Here is a 19,832-nt window from a genome sequence, read left to right on the forward strand (position 1 = left end):
GGGGGGTTATTGGGTGCTTTAAGGATGTGGCTGGGGGCGCCCGCGGTTTGGGGGCGCCTCGGCGGTGATGCCCAGGCGCGCCAGTTCCGCGTGCACCGCGCTGCTGTCGGTGGTTTGCAGGGCAGTGGCGACCGGGCCTTCGTAGGCGTCGTCATAGCCGCTGAAGCGCGATTCCGCTTTCAGTTCTTCCGGAAAATAGAGCAGTTCCAGGTAGTTGGCATCAAGAATGAGGGTCTGGTTGCGCGTGCCGCGATGGTGCCTGCCTTGCGGCGCGAGGCTGAATCCCAGCTTCACGTAGCGGTCGGTCGCCGCCTGCAGATCGTTGACCCGGATGATGTAGTGATCTAGGCCGGTGACTGACGGGAGAGACATCAAAGCTCCTGAATTCGCGTTGGAAAGAGGTGCAGTCTGGCGCAGGCGGGGGCAGGCTAGAACGATTGAATTCGCATGTGGATATCTGATTTTCATTCCAGGGACCACCGCGTGCGGTGCGTAAGGCAGGCTGCGCGCAGCATCGGCCATACGGGGCCGGACGGACGCATGAGCAAATGAGAAATCGGCATTTCTCCTGGCTCATAACGCAGGCCTATGATCCGCAGCTTCTTCCAGGCAGAACCATAGAGTCCCTTCCGATGCGTACTACCCGCCGTGAATTTCTCCTGTCCTCCGGAGCGCTGGCCGCTTCGATGGCGTTTCCCACGTCGTTGCTGGCTCAGACCACAGCCCCCCGTCATGGCGGCGTGCTGAACGTCCACCTGGGCTCCGAACAACGCATCCTGAACCCCGCGCTGCGCGCCTCGACCGGCGTGTACATCGTGACCAGCAAGATCATCGAATCGCTGGTGGACCTGGACGCCGCCGGCCAACCGGTGGCGCAACTGGCCACGTCATGGACGACCGAGCCCGACGGCAAGACCATCACCTTCAAGCTGCGCGAAGGCGTCACCTGGCATGACGGCAAGCCCTTTACGTCGGCCGACGTGCAGTACAACGCGCTGGAGCTCTGGAAGAAACACCTGAACTTCGGCACGGCCTTGCAGCTTTACCTGGAAGCTGTCGATACGCCTGACCCGCATACGGCCGTGTTCCGCTATAGCCGGCCGATGCCGCTGGATCTGCTGTTGCGCGCCCTGGCGGACCTGGGATACGTGGTGCCCCGTCATTTGTACGAGGGCACCGACGTGCTGGAGAACCCGGCCAATACCGCGCCCGTGGGCACGGGGCCCTTCAAGTTCGTGCAGTACCAGCGGGGGCAATTCATCATCGCCGAACGCAACCCGAACTACTGGCGGCGCGACCAGCCCTATCTGGACCGCATCGTGTGGCGCATCATCACGGACAAGTCCGCGGCCACCGCCGCCCTGGAAACGGACCGGTTGCAGTTAAGCGCGTACTCGCAGCTGACCCTGGCGGACCTGGACCGGCTCAAACAGAATCCACGCTTCGAAGTCCGCGGCAAGGGGCTGGAGGCCAACGTGTTCAACAACACGTTGGAATTCAATTTCCGTCGCAAAGAGCTGGCCGACGTGCGCGTGCGCCGCGCCATCGTGCACGCGATCGACATCGATTTCTTCATCGAGAACTTCCTCTACGGGCTGGGCAAGCCCGCCACCGGGCCGATCCCGTCCACGTCCGAAACGTTCTTTCCGGCCGGCAGCAAGCCGCCGTACCCCTTTGACGTCAAGCGCGCCGAGGCGCTGCTGGACGAAGCCGGCTACAAGCGCGGCGCCGGCGGCACACGCTTCACGCTAAAGCTGGTGCCCATCCAGAACGGCGAAGACGTGCCATTGCTGGCCACCTTCATCCAGCAGTCGCTGGAGGCCGTGGGCATCAAGGTGGAGATCGTCCAGTACGACATCGCCGGCGCGCTGGCGTCTGTGTACAAGAACCATACGTTCGATATCGCCACCGGCTGGCACCAGTATCGCGGCGATCCCGCCGTCTCCACCACCGTCTGGTATCGCTCCGGCAGCCCTGCGGGCGCGCCGTGGACCAACCAGTACGGCTGGCAATCGGACAAGGTGGACAAGTTGATCGACGATGCCGCGTCCGAAATCGACCCGGCCCGCCGCAAGGCGCTGTACGCGGAATGGGTGGCGGCCGTCAATGATGAACTGCCCATCTGGATGGCGACGGAACGGCAGTTCTATTCGGTCGCCAGCCGCAAGCTGCAGAATGGCCACAACAATGCGCGCTGGCCGTCCAGCGACTGGCACGACGCCTGGCTCTCGGCTTAGGACGCAGGCATGGGTTTCCTGACTTTGGCCGCCCGCCGGCTGGCGGCCGCCGCGCCGGCGCTGCTGATCATCCTGGCAGGTCTCTTCCTGCTGCTGCAATTGGCGCCGGGCGACACGGTGGACGCGCTGGTGGCGCAGATCGGCGGGGCAGATGCCGCCACCATCGCGTCCCTGCGCTCGCACTATGAATTGGACCAGTCCACGACGTCGCGCCTGGGCAACTATCTGTGGCGCCTCGTGCACCTGGATCTGGGCTATTCCGCCATCTACGGCAAGCCCGTTTCAACGGTGATTGCCGAACGCCTGCCTGCCACGCTGCTGCTGATGGGGTCGGCGCTGGCCTTCGCTTTTACCGGCGGCATGGCGCTGGGCGTGATCGCGGCGCGGCGCGTCAACGGCTGGGCGGACGCGCTGATCTCCACGCTGGGCCTGGTGTTTTGCGCCACGCCGTCGTTCTGGTTCGGGTTGATGGGCATTTTCGTCTTCGCCGTGTGGCTGGACTGGGTGCCGGCAGGTGGCTTTGCGACCATCGCCTCGGGCTACACGGGCTGGGCGCGCATCCTGGACATCGCCTGGCACCTTGTGCTGCCCACCGCCACGCTTGCGCTGATCTTCCTGGCCACCTATCTGCGCATCATGCGCGCGTCGATGCTGGAAGTGTCCACGCACGACTTCGTGCGCACGGCGCGGGCCAAGGGCCTGCGCGAGACAGCCGTGGTCGCCCGCCACATCCTGCGCAACGCGCTGCTTCCCATGATCACGCTGCTGGGCCTGCAGGCCGGCACCATGCTGGGCGGCTCGGTCGTGGTCGAAAGCGTCTTTGCCTTGCCCGGCCTGGGCCGGCTGGCCTACGAATCGGTGGTCCAGCGCGACCTGAACACCTTGCTGGGCATCGTGTTCGTGTCCGCGCTGCTGGTGATCATGATCAACTTCGTGGTCGATCTACTGTATGCGCGGCTTGACCCCCGCATTGCGCGGAGCTGAGCCATGGAAACGATACGCCGATACTTCCATAGTCCCATCGCCGTGCTGGGGCTGGTGCTGCTGGTGCTGGTGTGCGCCGGCGCGCTGGGTGCAGGCCTGTGGTACCCGAAGAACCCGCTCAGTCTCGCCGGCAGGCCGCTGCAATGGCCCGGCGAGAACGCGCGATTTCTGCTGGGCACCGACCAGGTCGGGCGCGACATTGCCGCGCAGATCCTGCACGGCGCACGCGTCACGCTGGCGATCGGGCTGGTGGCGACGCTGTTGTCCGTGCTGATCGGCGTGACGCTGGGCGCGGTGGCTGGCTACTACGGCGGGGCCATCGACGACCTGTTGATGCGGGTGACGGAGGCCTTCCAGATCCTGCCCAACTTCCTGTTGCTGCTGGTGCTGGTGGCGGTGTTCGGTTCCGACCTGCACACCGTCGTGCTGGCGATCGGCCTGGTGTCATGGCCGCCGGTAGCGCGCCTGACGCGGTCGGAGTTCCTGACGCTCAAGGCGCGCGAATTCGTCCAGGCGGGCCGGGCGCTGGGCATGGGCGACCTGCGCCTGATCTTCCGCGAAATCCTGCCCAACGCCTTGCCGCCCGTCATCGTGTACGCCAGCGTCATCATGGCCACCGCCATCCTGCTGGAAAGTGCGCTGGCCTTCCTGAACCTGTCCGACCCCAACGTGCCTTCCTGGGGCAACCTCATCGGCGGCGGCCGGGGAGTCCTCCGGGTGCAATGGTACGTATCCGCCATTCCCGGCGTTGCCATCCTGCTGACCGTCCTGGCGATTTCGCTGGTGGGGCAGGGGATCAACGACGCACTCAATCCCAGGCTGAAACGCTCATGACCGAATTGCTACGCATCCAGAACCTTACCGTGGACCTACCGGCGGGAGCCGACCGGCCCCACGCGTTAAAGGACCTTACCTTGAGCGTCAACGCGGGCGAAATCGTGTGCGTGGTCGGCGAAAGCGGGTCGGGCAAGTCCCTGACGGCGGGCGCCATCCTGGGCTTGTTGCCCCAGGGCGTGCACGCCAGCGGCGGACAGATCCATTGGGAAGGGCAAGACCTGCTGCAACTGGCGCCGGACGCCTTGCGCCGCCTGCGTGGCCGACGTATCGGCATGATCTTTCAGGAACCGATGACCGCCCTGAACCCGCTGCGCACCATCGGCGACCAGATCGGCGAGGTCTTTCGCACGCATACGCGTCTGGGCAGAGCCGAAATCGCCCGGCGGACGCTGGAGCTGCTGGATTCCGTGCGCTTGCCGGACCCCGCGCAGGCGGTCAACGCCTACCCACACGAGCTGTCCGGCGGCCAGCGCCAGCGCGCCATGATCGCCATGGCGCTGGCGCTGGAGCCGGCATTGCTGATTGCTGACGAACCCACCACGGCGCTGGACGTCACCACGCAGGCGCAGATCCTGCATCTGATCCACGACTTGCAACGGCGCCGTGGCACGGCGGTGCTGTTCATCACCCACGACTTCGGCGTGGTGGCCGAAATCGCCGACCGCGTCGCCGTGATGCAACGTGGTGTGCTCGTGGAAAGCGGCACCGCCGACCAGGTGCTTGAACACCCCCAGCATCCGTACACGCGCGCCTTGATCGCCGCCGTGCCGCCGCTGGCGCCCGCCGAAGCCCGCTCGACGCTGGACGCCGATGCGCCGGTCATCCTGGCCACGAAGGCGCTTTCGAAGACTTATCGCAAGCGTGGCTGGTTCGGACGCCCCAGCCGCGTGACACACGCCGTGAACGGCGTCGAACTGACCTTGCGCGAGGGCCAGACGCTAGGAATCGTCGGTGAAAGCGGATCGGGAAAATCCACATTGGCCCGCACGCTGCTAGGCTTGCTGCCGCCCGATGCCGGCAGCATCACGCTGGCCGGCAAGCCGCTGGCGTTCAAGGGCGGCTCGGCGCGGCGCGCGCATGCCAAGCTGGTGCAGATGGTGTTCCAGGATCCTTATGGATCACTGAATCCCCGTCAACGCGTGGGCGAAATTGTGGCCCAGGGTCCCATGGTGCACGGCATGCCCAGGCGTGAAGCGTTGGCGCTTGCGCAAGAGCTTTTCGAACTGGTGGGATTGTCGGCGGACGCCATCCGGCGCTTTCCGCATGAATTCTCGGGCGGGCAGCGCCAGCGCGTGGGGTTGGCGCGGGCGTTGGCCATGCGGCCACAAGTGCTGATCGCCGATGAACCGGTCTCGGCGTTGGACGTCTCCGTGCAGGCGCAGGTATTGGCGCTGCTGGCGCGGTTGCGCCAGCAACTGGGGCTGTCGATCGTATTCATCACGCACGACCTGCGCGTGGCCGCGCAGGTCTGCGACCACGTGGCCGTCATGAAGGACGGCAGGGTGGTGGAAGAGGGGGTTTGCGCCGAGGTTTTCGGCAACCCCACGAATCCGTATACGCAGGCATTGCTGGCCGCGGTACCCGGCCGTCGCTGGAACCCCGCCAGCGTGACCGCACGCCAAGCCGCCTGAAGGGCGGGCTTGGCCGTGGGTCAGAGCGCAGGCGCCGCGATCGCAACGTCTGCGCATCTTCCAGCCTTGGCCTAGAAGCGCACGGCCAGCTTCAACTGACCCGACTGCTGACGGTTGCCGCCGCCGAACTGCGCGTCGTAGGCGATGCCTGCGGTCGTGTTGCGCGTGATGGCCATTTCAGCGCCAAGGCCAAGCACTGCCGCGTCGCGTGCAATGGGAACGCCCGTCACCGAGAACGTGCTGCCGCCGTCGAAAGCCAGTTCCTGCCTGGGCTTCACATCGCCCATTGCATGGCGCCAGCCCAAGGACGCGGTCAGGCGGCCCGGCGCAACGTCCGAACCGAATTGCCACGCGCCGCGCAGGCCCACCGTCGTGCTGGTCACGTCATCGGTGTTCCCGGCGCCGTGCAGGGCGGCCGAGCCACCCGATTCCTGAAAGTCGCGCGTGCGCAACTGGTTCCAGGCCAGGCCGGCGTAGGGTTCGATGGTGTAGGCATCGCCCAGCGGCAGGTTGTAGCCCAGTTCGGTGAACACCTGCGTCGACGACGCGCGATAGGACGACTCAAGCCGCTGGTTCAGGCTGCCGGCCGCCACGTCGCGCTTGGCGTCGATGTCGTGCCAGGTGTAGGCCGCACCCGCCATGAAACGGAAATGTCCAGGTCCGGCCTGGACGTTGCGTCCGCCGAACAACGTCGCCGTATAGCTGTCGACGTTGCTGCGCGACGACGCATCGGCGATCGTGTTGTGGCTGCCGATGTAACCCAGCGCGCCACCCAAGCGCCAGCCGCCGCCTACGGCGCCGTCGCCGCCGACGAAGAGCCCGCCGGCCGATTGGCTCACGCTGGACGCGTTGCCGTCACCGCCGAACTTGCTCCAGTTGCCGAACGCTTGCGCCCAGACGGGGGATGCCCCGCTTTGCGGCAAGGCGTCGGAAGACGATGCCCCCAACTGGGCCGTCGGACGTCCGGCAAGCGTCGGCGCGTCCAGGTTGCCGCGCAAGTGGGCCAGCGGCAGCGTGCGCACGGTGTCCGCCTGGCTCTGCAACACGCTGGCGGTGCTGGCGTACGCTTCGCCTGACAGCATCTTCAAGGCCGAACGCGCTTCGCCCGGCGTCATGGTCAGGACGGCCGCCGCCACCTGGCTGGCGCCCGTGTCCTTGGCCGCCGCGATGCCGCTTCCAACCACCGGCGATTCGGTCGTGGTGGTCGTGGTGCTGGTCGATCCGTTTGCGGTCGACGACGTTCCATTGCCGGCCGATGCAGCGCCGTTTCCGGCCGATGCCGATCCATTCCCGGTCGACGAGGAGCCGTTTCCGGTGGCGGGAGGATCTTCGTTATCCAACGCACCGCCCACGCTGCTCTCGTTGCCCGTCTCGCCCACGCTGCCGATCGGCACGTCGTTGCGGGTCAGCGTCATGAAGGCGTTCTTGGCGTCGTAGCTGAGCGTGGGGGTCAGGAACGCATACGCGCTTGATGCGCCCGTAAACCGGCCCTGAATGCCGCCGTCGGCCGTCAGGATGTTGTAGGTCGTGCGCGGCGCATAGTTGCCGTCGGGGCCGACGTGGGCCACGGATCCGTCAAGATAGGCCACGCCCGTGACGTGGATGCGGTCGCTGGCGGTGCTTGCCGGGTCGGCGTGCACGCGATAGATGGTGTTTTCGCCGAACGTGAGGTTGCCGTTGACCGTCAGCGTGCCAATGGGCGAGCCGTCATTGCCCGGCGAGATGACCGCGGTGGGGTAGAGGGTGGTGGTGCCCACCTGGCCCACGCCCGCCAGTACGACTTCGCGGCCGATATCCATGGGACCGTTCAACTTGCCGTCGATTTCCAGCGCGCCGTCGGCGATCAGGATGGGGCCGGTCAGGCCGCTGCTGTCCGCGGTCAGGATCACCGACCCGGGGCCCGTCTTCACAAAACCCTGCGTGCCTTGAAGCGGGTTGTCGATCGTATCGACGAATTGGCCGGAGGCATAGGTGCCGTCGCCCACGACCAGGACCGGCGGATTGCCGCCGCTGCCGACCAGCGTGATGGGCGCGCCTTGCAGACGATACCGGTCGGTGGCGAACTGAATGCCCGACACGCGGACCGGGCCGGCGCTGCCATCAACCGTGACGGTGCCGGTCGCGCCGGTGAAAATGGCATAGCCGCCATCGGGCAGGGCGCCGGTGGCGTTGGTCGGGCTGTTCCAGTTCGTGCTGGCGGCGCTCCAGGTGCCATTGCCGCCGCCCGCCCGCGTCGCGGAGGCCGCGCCGTCGCCGTTCCACAGGTTGGTCGTGCTGGGCCCCAGGATGAGGTTGATCTGCTTGTCGCCGGTCAGCGACTGGATGGTGGCTCCCGGCACGGAATCGCCTGTCACCGTGCCCAAGGACAGGCCGTTGCCGCTTAACGTGCCGCCGTACGACATGATCCGGTAGTAGCCGGCGTTGACACCCAGGGTGTTCACCGAAACGTTCAGCGTGGTGTTGTTCAAGGCAACGTTGCCGCCGACCGTGATGTTGTCGCCCGTGCCGGGTTGCGTGATCGGCAGGCCCGCATAGCCGGTTTCGAAGTCGAACACGGCATTGCTCATCGACAGGTTGCCGGTGACGCCCAAATTGCCGTTGGAAACGCCGGTCGGCGTACCGACCGAATAGCCGGGCGCAACGCGCGCATTCCCCGTCACGTTCAGATCGCCATTGATCGAGCCGAAGCCCGAGACGATGCCGTTGGAAGCCGCATTGACGTTTCCATTGATCGTGACGCCGGCGCCGCCGCCGTTGCCGCCGATCACCACCGTGCCGCCATTCACATCGACGCCGCCGGGGAAGTTGGCCGAGCCATCGAATAGCTGCGTATTACCTGGCGCAACAGTCAGGTCGGCGGCCGTAACGCCACCGCAATAAGAGGTACTCAGCGCGAGCGTCGCGGTCAGCCACTTTCTTGTGCCGTATATCAAAACTTGGGTCCTATTTTTCGATTAATAAACTGATGTCCAAGCATTACCGGATCGCAGCAAACGTATGCTTACGTAACGATCCAATCTGCGCGGACGAAATGGGCGGTCGAAAAAAAGGACGCAATGTATACCAATTTTTTTGCAATACCAAGAATTAATGGATGGATACCATCCCTATTATCTAGTATGAAAAAATGGATACCAACCGATGCGTGCAAAGTTGATTGGTGGATACCATCCAAACCGTAAAACTGGCGCTAATTGATACACTTTTATATTATTGAAATAGGGCCGGTTCAGGTAGCACACAGGGCTGAAATGGCTTGCCGCAAGGGCGTGGAACACTTCCAAGGTGAGGGCACTGATGCAGGATATCGCTGCGCGCAAGATCCCATAAAAACCCAGCGGGTTTTAATGCCTGGCCATTAAATGACCCAATACGATCACCGCACCAAACAGAAAACAAATATGCAGTATAAAGCGCGGTGCGGATTAAAATATTAATGAAACGTCAATGGATCAATAACGGCTGCAACATAATCGCTTGGCCGCCAGGCCAATTTGAATATTGCGGCGGCGGCGAAAAAATAGCATTGCAAATGCCGGCGCCTCATCGTGGCGCCGGTGCAAGAGGCGCAGAAAACCGTTATATCGAGCCTTGCTTCATCCGGCGGGAGAGGGCGGCGGCCGTTTCCTTGCGTTCGCTGTAGCGGTCCACCATGTACGGCGCCACATCCCGCGTGAGCAAGGTGAACTTCATCAATTCCTCGACCACGTCGACGACGCGGTCGTAGTAGGGCGAAGGCTTCATGCGCCCGGCATCATCGAACTCCTGGTACGCCTTGGCCACCGACGATTGGTTCGGTATGGTCAGCATCCGCATCCACCGGCCCAGCACCCGCATCTGGTTCACGGCGTTAAAGGACTGCGATCCACCTGATACCTGCATCACGGCAAGCGTCTTGCCCTGGGTGGGACGAACGGCGCCCATCGACAGGGGAATCCAGTCGATCTGCGTCTTCATCAGACCCGTCATGGCACCGTGGCGCTCTGGCGAGCTCCACACCATGCCTTCGGCCCATTGAACCAGTTCGTGCAGCTCACGGACTTTGGGGTGGTTGTCATCGGCGTCGTCGACGAGCGGCAGTCCGGCCGGGTTGAACATGCGAGTTTCGCCACCCAAGGCTTGGAGCAACCACGCAGATTCCTCTGCGACCAGCCGGCTGTAGGAGCGTTCGCGCAATGACCCATACAGCACCAGGAAACGCGGCGCGTGGGTAGCCCGCTCGGGCGAGAACAAGGCCGCGGTGGACGGCTGTTCCCACAAAGACGGGTCAATGTTGGGCAGGTTTGCGTTACCCGACGTGTCGCTGGCCGGGGTGTGATGACTGGAGCTGGAACTCATGCAATACCTCTTTGATGCAAGACTGAAACTTCACTGGCAGGACCGGTGCTCCTGCCACCGGCTAGCTCCGACGGGCGCCCGCGTCGTACCAGCCTTTGGACTGGTTCACCACGCGCACCACCAGCAACATCACCGGCACCTCGATCAGCACGCCCACCACGGTTGCCAACGCGGCGCCGGACTGGAATCCGAACAGGCTGATTGCGGCCGCGACGGAAAGCTCGAAGAAATTGGAGGCGCCGATCAATGCTGACGGACAAGCGATGCTGTGCTTTTCTCCCACGCGACGATTCAGCCAGTACGCCAAGCCGGAATTGAAGAGCACCTGGATCAGGATCGGCACCGCCAGCATGGCGATCACGAGCGGCTGGCCGATGATGGCTTCGCCCTGGAATGCGAACAGCAGCACCAGCGTCAGCAGCAGCGCTGCCATGGAGAACGGCCCGATCCGCGCCAACGCAGCCTCGAATGCGTCCTGCCCGCGACGCAGCAGGGCGCGACGCCAGAGTTGAGCAAGGATGACGGGGATCACGATGTACAGCCCGACCGAAACCAGCAACGTATTCCAGGGCACGGTGATGGCCGACAGGCCTAGCAACAGGCCGACAATCGGTGCAAAGGCGAACACCATGATCGCGTCGTTCAGCGCAACCTGAGACAGTGTGAACACCGGATCACCGCCGGTCAGCCGGCTCCACACGAACACCATGGCCGTACACGGGGCGGCGGCAAGCAGGATCAAACCCGCGATGTAGCTATCCAGCTGGTCGGCAGGCAACCAGGGGGAAAAGACCTGGCGAATGAACAGCCACCCCAGGAACGCCATGGAGAAGGGCTTGACCGCCCAGTTGATGAACAGCGTTACGCCAATACCGCGCCAATGCTGCTTGACCTGGCCCAAGGCCCCGAAGTCCACCTTCAGAAGCATCGGGATGATCATCACCCAGATCAACATGCCCACGGGCAGGTTGACTTGCGCGACTTCCAGATGCCCGATGGCCTGAAATAGCGCAGGCATAAGCTGGCCCAGCGCAACCCCCAGGACGATGCAGAGAAACACCCAGAGCGTCAGGTAACGCTCGAAGACGCTCAAGCCGACGCGCGCTTGCTGCGCGGGCGCCGTTTGTGTAGCGGACGACATCGACATGGGAAGTCCTGGCAGTGACGGGTGGGAATCAGCAGGCAGTGCAGGCACCGGCGTCGGAAGCCTCGCAGGGCGCGCCTTGGCAGCAGTGCTCGGTCAGGTAGCCGAGCAAGCCGTTCATCTGGGAGAAGTCGGCGCGATAGATCAGGTTCCGGCCTTGCTGCTCGATGCTGACCAGGCCGGCGTGCGACAACTCCTTCAGATGGAAGGACAAGGTATTGCGCGCCACGCCAAGCTGGTCGGCCAGGACGCTGGGGGTGAGACCGCCCAGACCAGCCACCACCAGCGCGCGAAACACGCGCAGACGTTGGGTGTGGGCCAGGGCACCGAGGGCGAGAACCGCTTGATCTTCATTCATGGCTCCAATCATACAACGATTCGTGAATCATTGAATAGCATGTGTGCTTAGCCAGTAGTCAAAGATCATTCGGCCGATCGGTGCAGCTGCCTTAGCCCCAAAGCCTGCGTTCTCCACAATCACGGCCACGACAATTTCCGGCTTGTCGGCAGGAGCAAATCCTGAGAAGAGGGCGTGGTCGTGCAGCCGGTCATCGAGCGTCTTTGCATCGTAGCGGCGACCCCGTAAGCTGAAGACTTGTGCTGTACCTGTCTTTCCCGCCGCGGAATACTGCGCGCCCTCAAACGCTCTACGTGCGGTGCCGTGCTGGACAACATCCGTCATCGCGCCTTTCACAAAGTCCACGTAATGTTGATTCAGGGGAATCTTGTGATCGACGGAAACGGCCGCATACTCGGGGCTGGCTTCCCTGTCGGAGATCGTCGCTCGCAGTAAATGAGGCTTGCGGTAATCCCCATTTTCGACAAGCACCGAAAGGGCTTGGGCCAATTGCAATAGGGTGAATGTGTTGTAGCCTTGGCCGACCCCTAGTGAGATGCTCTCACCCGAATACCATCGCTGTTGGGCGGGATTCTTGAACGCACCTCTTTTCCAATCACGCGAAGGCAACACCCCACGACGCTCGCCATCCAGATCAATGCCGGTCAGTTGCCCGAATCCAAATGGCTTCATGAAGTCGTGAAGGGCGTCAACGCCGATTGCAGGGCCCAGCGAGTAAAAATACGTGTCCGATGAGACCACAATCGCACGGTGCATATCCGTATCACCGAAGACGGCCCGCTCGGAATTTCGGAAACGCTGACCTCCAAATTCGTAATAACCTGGATCAGGAATTCGAACCGTGGCGTTGCGCACGCCCAGCTGAAGCGCAGCAAGCGCCACGAACGGCTTGTATGTCGAGCCGATAGGGTAAGTGGCAGACATCGCACGATTCACAAAAGGATGATCCGGAGAGTCATTGAGCTTTCGCCAAGACGCTTCATCGATACCCCCAACAAAAAGATTGGGGTCGAACGACGGAGCAGACGCCAACGCGAGGACCTCGCCAGAGCTTGGGGCCATTGCAACGATAGCGCCTCGTTTCCCGGCAAGCGCCTGTTCCGCTACGCGTTGAAGACCGAGGTCAATCGACAACATGACATCGGCGCCCGGTGTGGGCGCAAGCCGTTCCAACACGCGAACGGGGCGCCCCGATGCCGTTACCTCTTGCTTTTCCGCGCCCGGGCTACCCTTTAGCAGCGATTCCCACGTGTGCTCAATGCCTTTTCGGCCAATGCTGTCGATGCCCCGGTACGCTGCAGCGCTGTCGCCTTCTCTGATCCGATCGATGTCTGAGCTGTTTAGCGCGCCCATGAATCCGATAACGTGTGCTGCGGTCGGCCCATTGGGGTAGTGCCTGGTCCACCGTGCACTTAGGCGAACGCCTTTGAATTGAAACCCTCGGATAGCAAACCATGCGGCCTCCTCGTCAGTGAGATCGGCCTTGAGGGTAACGGGAGCATATTTATTCCGGCCCGCGTTTCGGCGAAGTCGCGACCTGTCGCGCGAAGATATGCGTATGCCGCGACTCAAGCCCGCTACCAAAGTGCTTAAGTCTCCTGCTAATGCCGGGGTGACTACGAGTGTGTAGGTTCGGATGTTCTCGGCCAGCACGTTGCCGTTTCGATCAAGAATTCTGCCTCGCTCAGGCGGAATCGGAACATACGAAATGCGATTGCTATCAGATCTTGACGAAAAAAATGCGTGCTGCGTCACCTGCAGCTGATAGAACCTTGCAAAGAGCAGCGCGAAACACACAGCGGCCGCGGCCGCTCCAACAATCAGCCGAATCGTGAACTGATTTCGGTGGCCAGCACGGCCCCGGCTTGATAAGCACATAGCGCAATCTATTTGTGATTGCTATATGTTCTGCGTTGCCGCTACGTACTGGTCCAACTTTGCAATAGAACGGGTGGTTTCACTTGCGGTTGTAAAACAGGCCTCTATGCTGTTTCGTGCCAATTGAACAAGTTCCTCACGGGTGAGGTCCAACTCGTTCAAGCACTGGACGAAGTTGTCATTGACGTAAGCACCGAAGTAGGGGGGATTATCGGAGTTTACGGTGGCGCATAAACCCGCCTGAAGCATTTGACGCAAGGGGTGTGCAGCAAGTGTCTTCACACCCTTGAGCTTCAGGTTTGAGATGGGGCACACAGTCAGCGGAATGAACCGCTCGGCCAACTCAGCGACGAGCTGGGAGTCCGCCAGGCACGCGTTGCCGTGATCGATACGGTCGACTTGAAGTAGATCCATTGCTTGCCGCACGTACGCCGCCGGGCCTTCTTCACCAGCGTGCACCGTTGTATGAAATCCCCGTTCCCGGCAGGCCCGGAAGAAGTCGATAAACTTCGACGGCGGGTTAGGGCGCTCGGCCCCACCCATGCCGATTCCCGCAATTTTCTCGGACCATTTTTCAACGCTCGCGAGCGTGCGGAAAGCATCTTCCTCCGTCCGGTGGCGGTGCACACTGACCAAAAGGCCTGCACTGATCCCGCAATCCTTTTTCGCATCGTCGATGGCGGCCAACACACCGTTCATCAAGGCCTCAATGGGTACCCCTCGCTCTACAAAGCTCTGAGGCCCAATGAACATCTCTGCGCGGACAACCGCGTCGGCGTGAGCACGGGCCAGGTAATGCCGAGTGAGCTCGTAAAAATCGCGTTCCGTGCTGACCACTTTGCAGCCAAAGAAATACAGATCCAGGAAGGATTGAAGATCTTGGAATTGGTAGCTTGCTTGCAGGTCGTGGGCAGTTGCCCAGGGAAGTTGAACCCCATTTCGACGCGCAAAGGTAAACATCAACTCGGGCGAGATGCAGCCCTCCAAATGGACATGCAGCTCGGCCTTGGGCAGGGCTCTAGCGAAGGTCTCTAGCGAATTCATGGGCAGTTCTTCAGTGGGAGAAATCGCACTATAGGGTTGCGCCGAGCGGCTCGGTAGCCGTAAATGCCTGTTGGTAGTCGGAAGTTATACTTACGAATCAGCAGTAGATCTCGGAAGCGAATGAAATGGATGCCTTGAGAAGAATTACCTGTTTCGTCGCGGCAGTAGACGGGGGAAGCATTGCTGCCGCCGGCCGTCGGTTAGGGATCTCAGCGTCCGCAGCCAGTCAAAATATCGCTCGTTTGGAGTCAGAGTTGGGAGCACGCCTGTTGCGCCGCACGACTCGACAACTGGCGCTCACGGAAAGCGGGGCGGCCTACTACAACCGCGTGCACGCGCTACTTCGTGAATTGGAAGATGCACAAGCCGCAGTATTGGCGGTAAACGAGTTGCCCCAAGGGCGCCTGCGGCTAGCCTCATCAGTGACCTTCGGCCGCCACGTGCTTTCGGCAATACTCCCGGACTTTCTAAAGACGTATCCGAGCATTTCCCTTGAACTTGTCTTGGCAGACAGGTACGTCGACCATATTCGTGAGGATATCGATGTCAGCATCCGATATGACGCACAACTGGAGTCGAGCCTTTCCTCCACGGTATTAGGCCGCACATCATTTGTTTATGCGGCGGCGCCATCTTATCTTTTGAAGTTCGGGACCCCGCATGAACCGTCACATCTCCAGGCCCACACCGCATTGATATTCAGATCACCCACTGACGACGCTATTCGCCCATGGCGAATGACGCGGCTTGGACAGCAAGTACAGCCTGAATTCGGTAGTACGGCGGTGGCGAACGACGGAGACACGCTCACGCAGTTGGCGGTGAAGGGCGCTGGGATTGCGCGCCTTCCACGGTTCGTTGCAGAACCGCTATTCGAAGCCGGCGCGCTGGAACCCATCTTTCGACATCCGGAAAAGAAGCCTGGTAGCAGGACGGAGGATTGGATGGACGTGGGCAATCTTGAATATCACGCTTGCTTCCAAAGCCGCCGCGACCTCACACCCAAGGTTCGCGTGCTTCTGGAACTGTTGGTGCGCCAGGTGCCCAAGCAGTTGCTAGCGTCCGAATTACGCGGGAAGTAGTTCAGTGGCGATGGTCCGTCGACGTGACGTTGGCGTAGCCGATCATGAACGGACTAGGAACCTGGCGGCGGGGGTGGATAGCTGAGAATTTGCCTATCTTTTACTTTACATAATACACATTATGCGTACTTCAGCTATAGGGAGAGGTCGTCAGCCTATCGGCACCATTTCCCAAACGTTACTGCCCATCTTTTCCTGCAAAAACTCGATGCACCGGCGTTGGCTTAGCCTGCCAAGCCGGCAGGATGCGTCGCAAACGTCCGCAGTAACGACCGCCTATGCGACTTCTCGGCCATCGATGCCACGCTGGAAGGATTTGGCGTCCAGGTGGACTGGTCCACGCCGGCCGGCCAAGAACTGATCGGCCTGCTGTTCAGTGACGTATTTCCAGCTCTGGGCGCCGGCATCGCCTGAGCGCATACCGGTCTGGGGCGGCGCGGGAACGCAAGTTGCGACGAGTGGATCCGCCGGCCCCCAATCCGGCGATTGGCTGCTTGCCGAGGCTTTCCCCCCCCAGCGCATGCAGCCCAATTTGCACTCAGGAGCGATCATGACCGATTCGAAACCCGCACCCGCCCCGAACCCACCGCCCTCTCCTCACGTAGACCGCGCGGAGACCGGCTTCACGGGTCAGCCTGCGGCCAGCGGGCCACCCACCGGCGACGTCAATCCCGACCCAGCCACAAATTCAGGATATCCCGCAGGAGGCTCGCAGGCGCCCGAAGGAAAAGACGCCTTCGCGCGTCCCAAGAAGCCCGAACGCTGACCCGAGACGGCAAGGGATCAAGGCGCCCGGAACGCGGCCGTCCACCCGGCAGCCGCGTTCCGGGCGCTTCGTTCTTTTGCGGGTTGGGTATGGGGTTTGCTGCGCAGGTGCAGCCGCTCGCCTTCGAAAACCCGATATTGCGGGCGTCAGTAAAACTACATCGGATGTATGCGTTCAGCGCTACGGCGCCGCGCCCATGCCAATCGCATCACCAATTTCCCCACGGGAGCTCGCCATGACTCAAAAAACCTTGAAAGACCTGTTTATTCACGAACTATCAGACGTCTATAGCGCCGAGAAGCAATTGACACGCGCACTGCCGAAGATGGCGCGCGCAGCCACGAACCCTGCCCTGGCCGAGGCATTCACCCAACATCTTGAAGAAACGCGCGGCCAGATCGAACGTATCGACAAGATCATCGAATCGGCAGACTTCCGCTTGAAGCGCGTCAAGTGCGCGGCCATGGAAGGTTTGGTGGAGGAAGGCAAGGACGTGATTGAGGATGTCGAGGAAGGCCCAGTACGCGATGCCGCGCTGATCGCTGCAGGCCAGAAGGTCGAGCATTACGAAATCGCCAGCTATGGGACGTTGTGCACTTTTGCAAAGCAGTTGGGACTGACTGAAGCGATGACGCTGCTGAAGGAAACCCTGGCGGAAGAAAAGGCGACCGACGAGAAGCTGGGCCTGCTTGCCTCGCAGCAGACGAACGCCGACGCCGCGCGGGTAGGCAAAGAGAAGTAGGCACGGCCGGCTCGCACGTGATGCCAGCACGGGTGGGAAACGCTGGTTTCCTCCCCATGCCCGCCATCCGCCGGATCTCAGGCGGACCCCGCCTCCTGCAGGCGGGCGATCTCCCGCCACATGAAGGTCGGGTTCGAATACATCGGGAAATGGCCGCAGTCCGGAATCTCGGCCAGCACCACTCCCCGCGCGGCGAGGGTCTGCAGGTACGACAGTGAGCCGTTCTGGGCGCCGTACATGAACATGGTCGGACATGGCAGGGCCAGGAATTTTTCCATTAGGGCGCCATGGTCGGACAGCGCCACCATCGACCGGAATATCCCCGCAACGGCACCGGCACGGACCTTGTGGCGCAGGCTGGCGGCGTACAGCGCGCTGCCGTATGCGGACGCCGCGTAGGTCCGGTCGATGAAGGCCGTCAGAAATTCCTCGGCCGTGCTGGCCGGAAAGTCGACGATCTGGCGGCTCAGGAAGCAATCTTCCGGGGCGATATTGCCTTCGATATCGACAAAGCTCAGGATTCGCCCCGGCTGCGCATGGGCCAGCATCAGCGCGGTCAGCCCGCCCATCGAGTGGCCCACCAAGTGGAAGCGGTCGAATTCCACCTGCTTCAGCATGGCCAGCGCCGTCTGCACCAGGAAAGGAATCGAAACGCGCGCCAGGTCGGCACACTCGGTCTGCCCGCAGCCCGGGGCGTCGTACGCCAGGAAGGGATGGCCCGCGAAGGCATCGTGCCGAACGATGTCGGCGTAATCTTCCTTGGTGGAACCGAAGCCGTGCAAAAAGACGATGGGCGCAAGCGGGCCATCCCGCAGAATGGCCGAGACCCTTAACGCCACGTTGTCGACTTTCAGGTCGAAGGTCTTTCCATGAAAGGCATTTGTCATCAGTCGGATATCGCCTGGCAGAAACCATGGATGGCCTGGCATGCGCGCGCAAGCGACGCGTCGTCCAGCGCATAGGCAATGCGGATATACGGACCCAGTCCGAAAGCGCTGCCGTGCACCGCCGCCACCCCTGCTTCGTCAAGCAGCGCATTGACAACGTCTTCATCACTGCCAAGCCGTGCGCCCGCCGGCGTGGTCTTGCCGATCAGGCCTTCGCACGAGGCGAAGGCATAGAAGGCGCCATCGGGCACGGCGCACTGCAGGCCCGGTGCCCGGTTGAGCGCGGCGACCAGGGTGTCGCGCCGACGCTGGAAAGCGGCTCGCGACTGCGTGATGAAATCCCGCGGCCCCGTCAACGCGGCCAGCGCCGCATGTTGCGAGATGGTGCTGGCGCCGGAGGTCTGCTGGCCTTGCAGTTTTTCCATGGCGTCGATCAGCCAGCGCGGCCCGGTCCCGAAGCCGATGCGCCAGCCCGTCATGGCGTACGCCTTGGACACCCCGTTCATCGTCAGCACGCGCTCGCGCAGACGCGGTTCCGCCTGCGCAATGGTGGAGAATTCACGCCCGTCGAAGATCAGATGCTCGTAGATGTCGTCGGCCAGCACCAACACCTGCGGATGCGCCAGCAGCACTTCGGCCAGGGCTTGCAGTTCGTCTTTGCCATAGACCGCGCCGGTGGGGTTGCTGGGCGAGTTCAGGATCAACCAGCGGGTACGCGGGGTGATGGCGGCCTGCAGCGCCTGCGGCGTGAGCTTGAATCCGCTCTGCGCGCCGCATGCCACGGCGACCGGCTTGCCGCCGCAAAGCTGCACGATCTCGGGGTAACTGACCCAATACGGCGCCGGCACGATCACCTCGTCGCCCTCGTTCAGCGTGGCGGCCAAGGCATTGAAGATGACCTGTTTGCCGCCGTTGCTGACCAGCGTGTCGCGCCAATCCACGTCCAGACCGTTCTCGTGGCGGAACTTGGCGGCAATGGCTTCTCGCAGCGCTCGCAGGCCGGCGACCTGGGTGTAGCGGGTGTGTCCGGCCCGAATGGCCGCGATACCCGCTTCGCGCACATGTTCCGGCGTGTCGAAATCGGGCTCGCCGGCGCTCAGTGAAATGATCTGGGCGCCGGCCGCTCGCCTGGCTGCCACCCGATCCATGACCTGATAGGTGGCCGACGGCTTGGCACTTGCCAGAAAGCGGTTCAGAAGGCGTGCAGGGTCTCTCATGCTTTCCTCTGCAGCGTGTGATAGCCCAATGCGGCGCGGGCCTCGCGGATGGTGGCGCCCTGCGCAATGCGTTCGCGGATCGCCGCTTCCACGGTTTCGATCTGGCGGGCCGCCTCCGCCACGTCGCGCGCGCGGGCACGCGGCACGATGACCACGCCGTTGGCGTCGGCGACTACGATATCGCGCGAGGCGACGCGCACGGTACCGATGCCGACGGTGGTGTTCACCGATTCGACCTGCACGCGATCCTTGCCCGTTCGCATGAAGCGGCCGGCGGTGAATAGCGGATAGCCATCCCCCAGCGCTTTGACCACGTCGCGGCAGACTCCGTCGATCACCGTGGCCGCGATGCCGCGGATGCCCGCATACTGGGTCATGATGTCGCCCCAGACGGTGGCATCCGTACGGCCATCGTTGTCGAGGACGATCACGTCGCCCTCGGCCACATCATCGATGAAGTCGCCGACTGTGCCGGCCGGCAGGCTGGCGGGCACATACTTCACCGTGTAGGCCGGGCCCACCACCGGCTTGGCATAGTCGGCCAGTGGCGCGATGCCCTGGGCCTGGCCATGCAGGCCAAGCTTGTCCAGCGCGTCTGATACCGCGGGGGTGTCCAGGCCGGCGAATAGCGCAACCAGCGCCTGGTCTTCGATATTGGCCTTGCGGGGATTGCTCATGAACGGGTCT

General features: G+C 62.6%; 16 protein-coding genes. 6 read left to right on the top strand and 10 right to left on the bottom strand.

Annotation, left to right across the window (positions count from 1 at the left end; translation table 11 throughout):
• Window positions 1-18: 18 nt before the first annotated feature.
• Complete coding sequence (locus tag AC27VE_RS28555; protein ID WP_488705623.1) at window positions 19-372, bottom strand: VOC family protein; 354 nt, start codon at window positions 370-372, stop codon at window positions 19-21.
• A gap of 260 nt (window positions 373-632) precedes the next feature.
• On the opposite strand from AC27VE_RS28555, the gene AC27VE_RS28560 reads away from it, so the two are divergent.
• Genes AC27VE_RS28560 through AC27VE_RS28575 form a run of 4 tightly spaced genes read left to right on the top strand, consistent with a single transcriptional unit; the run spans window position 633 to window position 5,689 of the window.
• Window positions 633-2,237 carry an ABC transporter substrate-binding protein gene (locus AC27VE_RS28560; RefSeq protein WP_488705624.1) on the top strand — a complete coding sequence of 535 codons (1,605 nt, stop codon included), beginning with the start codon at window positions 633-635 and terminating at the stop codon, window positions 2,235-2,237.
• 9 nt (window positions 2,238-2,246) lie between these two features.
• Window positions 2,247-3,221, top strand: a complete 975-nt coding sequence (locus tag AC27VE_RS28565) for an ABC transporter permease (protein ID WP_488705625.1) — start codon at window positions 2,247-2,249, stop codon at window positions 3,219-3,221.
• 3 nt (window positions 3,222-3,224) lie between these two features.
• On the top strand, window positions 3,225-4,055 hold the full coding sequence (locus tag AC27VE_RS28570) for an ABC transporter permease (RefSeq protein WP_088587466.1): 831 nt from the start codon (window positions 3,225-3,227) through the stop codon (window positions 4,053-4,055).
• The gene (locus AC27VE_RS28575) at window positions 4,052-5,689 is read left to right on the top strand and encodes an ABC transporter ATP-binding protein (protein ID WP_427961016.1); all 1,638 of its coding nucleotides are present in this window, start codon (window positions 4,052-4,054) and stop codon (window positions 5,687-5,689) included. The genes AC27VE_RS28570 and AC27VE_RS28575 overlap by 4 nt, the downstream gene beginning before the upstream one ends.
• 71 nt (window positions 5,690-5,760) lie before the next feature.
• Here AC27VE_RS28575 and AC27VE_RS28580 read toward each other — a convergent pair whose 3' ends face one another.
• From AC27VE_RS28580 to AC27VE_RS28605, 6 genes are all read right to left on the bottom strand, one after another.
• A complete protein-coding gene (locus tag AC27VE_RS28580; RefSeq protein WP_488705626.1) occupies window positions 5,761-8,622 on the bottom strand; it encodes an autotransporter family protein in 2,862 nt (953 codons plus the stop codon).
• 646 nt (window positions 8,623-9,268) lie between these two features.
• A complete protein-coding gene (gene arsH, locus AC27VE_RS28585) occupies window positions 9,269-10,027 on the bottom strand; it encodes an arsenical resistance protein ArsH (protein WP_488705627.1) in 759 nt (252 codons plus the stop codon).
• Between the two features lie 61 nt (window positions 10,028-10,088).
• The gene (arsB, locus tag AC27VE_RS28590; protein WP_488705646.1) at window positions 10,089-11,168 is read right to left on the bottom strand and encodes an ACR3 family arsenite efflux transporter; all 1,080 of its coding nucleotides are present in this window, start codon (window positions 11,166-11,168) and stop codon (window positions 10,089-10,091) included.
• A gap of 34 nt (window positions 11,169-11,202) precedes the next feature.
• Complete coding sequence (locus tag AC27VE_RS28595) at window positions 11,203-11,529, bottom strand: ArsR/SmtB family transcription factor (RefSeq protein ID WP_488705628.1); 327 nt, start codon at window positions 11,527-11,529, stop codon at window positions 11,203-11,205.
• A 27-nt stretch (window positions 11,530-11,556) separates the two neighbouring features.
• The gene (mrdA, locus tag AC27VE_RS28600; protein ID WP_488705629.1) at window positions 11,557-13,407 is read right to left on the bottom strand and encodes a penicillin-binding protein 2; all 1,851 of its coding nucleotides are present in this window, start codon (window positions 13,405-13,407) and stop codon (window positions 11,557-11,559) included.
• Window positions 13,408-13,428: 21 nt separating this feature from the next.
• Window positions 13,429-14,451, bottom strand: a complete 1,023-nt coding sequence (locus AC27VE_RS28605) for an adenosine deaminase (RefSeq protein ID WP_488705630.1) — start codon at window positions 14,449-14,451, stop codon at window positions 13,429-13,431.
• Between the two features lie 125 nt (window positions 14,452-14,576).
• Between AC27VE_RS28605 and AC27VE_RS28610 the strand changes: the two genes are divergently transcribed.
• Window positions 14,577-15,533 (top strand): LysR family transcriptional regulator, encoded by a 957-nt coding sequence (locus tag AC27VE_RS28610; RefSeq protein WP_488705631.1) that lies wholly within the window; start codon window positions 14,577-14,579, stop codon window positions 15,531-15,533.
• Between the two features lie 1,001 nt (window positions 15,534-16,534).
• A complete protein-coding gene (locus AC27VE_RS28615; protein WP_488705632.1) occupies window positions 16,535-17,041 on the top strand; it encodes a YciE/YciF ferroxidase family protein in 507 nt (168 codons plus the stop codon).
• 77 nt (window positions 17,042-17,118) lie between these two features.
• Here AC27VE_RS28615 and AC27VE_RS28620 read toward each other — a convergent pair whose 3' ends face one another.
• From AC27VE_RS28620 to AC27VE_RS28630, 3 genes are read right to left on the bottom strand one after another with little or no spacing between them, the layout of a single operon-like run.
• The gene (locus tag AC27VE_RS28620) at window positions 17,119-17,928 is read right to left on the bottom strand and encodes an alpha/beta fold hydrolase (protein WP_488705633.1); all 810 of its coding nucleotides are present in this window, start codon (window positions 17,926-17,928) and stop codon (window positions 17,119-17,121) included.
• Window positions 17,928-19,145, bottom strand: a complete 1,218-nt coding sequence (locus AC27VE_RS28625; protein WP_488705634.1) for a pyridoxal phosphate-dependent aminotransferase — start codon at window positions 19,143-19,145, stop codon at window positions 17,928-17,930. The genes AC27VE_RS28620 and AC27VE_RS28625 overlap by 1 nt, the downstream gene beginning before the upstream one ends.
• A complete protein-coding gene (locus AC27VE_RS28630; protein ID WP_488705635.1) occupies window positions 19,142-19,822 on the bottom strand; it encodes an RraA family protein in 681 nt (226 codons plus the stop codon). The genes AC27VE_RS28625 and AC27VE_RS28630 overlap by 4 nt, the downstream gene beginning before the upstream one ends.
• Between the last annotated feature and the right edge of the window lie 10 nt (window positions 19,823-19,832).

The organism is Achromobacter sp. 18P8.1.1 (assembly GCF_057799415.1).

Bases quoted from the DNA above. Each gene is read 5' to 3' on its own strand.
- AC27VE_RS28555 (WP_488705623.1), bottom strand. From the start codon at position 372: ATGTCTCTCCCGTCAGTCACCGGCCTAGATCACTACATCATCCGGGTC.
- AC27VE_RS28560 (WP_488705624.1), top strand. From the start codon at position 633: ATGCGTACTACCCGCCGTGAATTTCTCCTGTCCTCCGGAGCGCTGGCC.
- AC27VE_RS28565 (WP_488705625.1), top strand. From the start codon at position 2,247: ATGGGTTTCCTGACTTTGGCCGCCCGCCGGCTGGCGGCCGCCGCGCCG.
- AC27VE_RS28570 (WP_088587466.1), top strand. From the start codon at position 3,225: ATGGAAACGATACGCCGATACTTCCATAGTCCCATCGCCGTGCTGGGG.
- AC27VE_RS28575 (WP_427961016.1), top strand. From the start codon at position 4,052: ATGACCGAATTGCTACGCATCCAGAACCTTACCGTGGACCTACCGGCG.
- arsH (WP_488705627.1), bottom strand. From the start codon at position 10,027: ATGAGTTCCAGCTCCAGTCATCACACCCCGGCCAGCGACACGTCGGGT.
- arsB (WP_488705646.1), bottom strand. From the start codon at position 11,168: ATGTCGTCCGCTACACAAACGGCGCCCGCGCAGCAAGCGCGCGTCGGC.
- AC27VE_RS28595 (WP_488705628.1), bottom strand. From the start codon at position 11,529: ATGAATGAAGATCAAGCGGTTCTCGCCCTCGGTGCCCTGGCCCACACC.
- mrdA (WP_488705629.1), bottom strand. From the start codon at position 13,407: ATGTGCTTATCAAGCCGGGGCCGTGCTGGCCACCGAAATCAGTTCACG.
- AC27VE_RS28605 (WP_488705630.1), bottom strand. From the start codon at position 14,451: ATGAATTCGCTAGAGACCTTCGCTAGAGCCCTGCCCAAGGCCGAGCTG.
- AC27VE_RS28610 (WP_488705631.1), top strand. From the start codon at position 14,577: ATGGATGCCTTGAGAAGAATTACCTGTTTCGTCGCGGCAGTAGACGGG.
- AC27VE_RS28615 (WP_488705632.1), top strand. From the start codon at position 16,535: ATGACTCAAAAAACCTTGAAAGACCTGTTTATTCACGAACTATCAGAC.
- AC27VE_RS28620 (WP_488705633.1), bottom strand. From the start codon at position 17,928: ATGACAAATGCCTTTCATGGAAAGACCTTCGACCTGAAAGTCGACAAC.
- AC27VE_RS28625 (WP_488705634.1), bottom strand. From the start codon at position 19,145: ATGAGAGACCCTGCACGCCTTCTGAACCGCTTTCTGGCAAGTGCCAAG.
- AC27VE_RS28630 (WP_488705635.1), bottom strand. From the start codon at position 19,822: ATGAGCAATCCCCGCAAGGCCAATATCGAAGACCAGGCGCTGGTTGCG.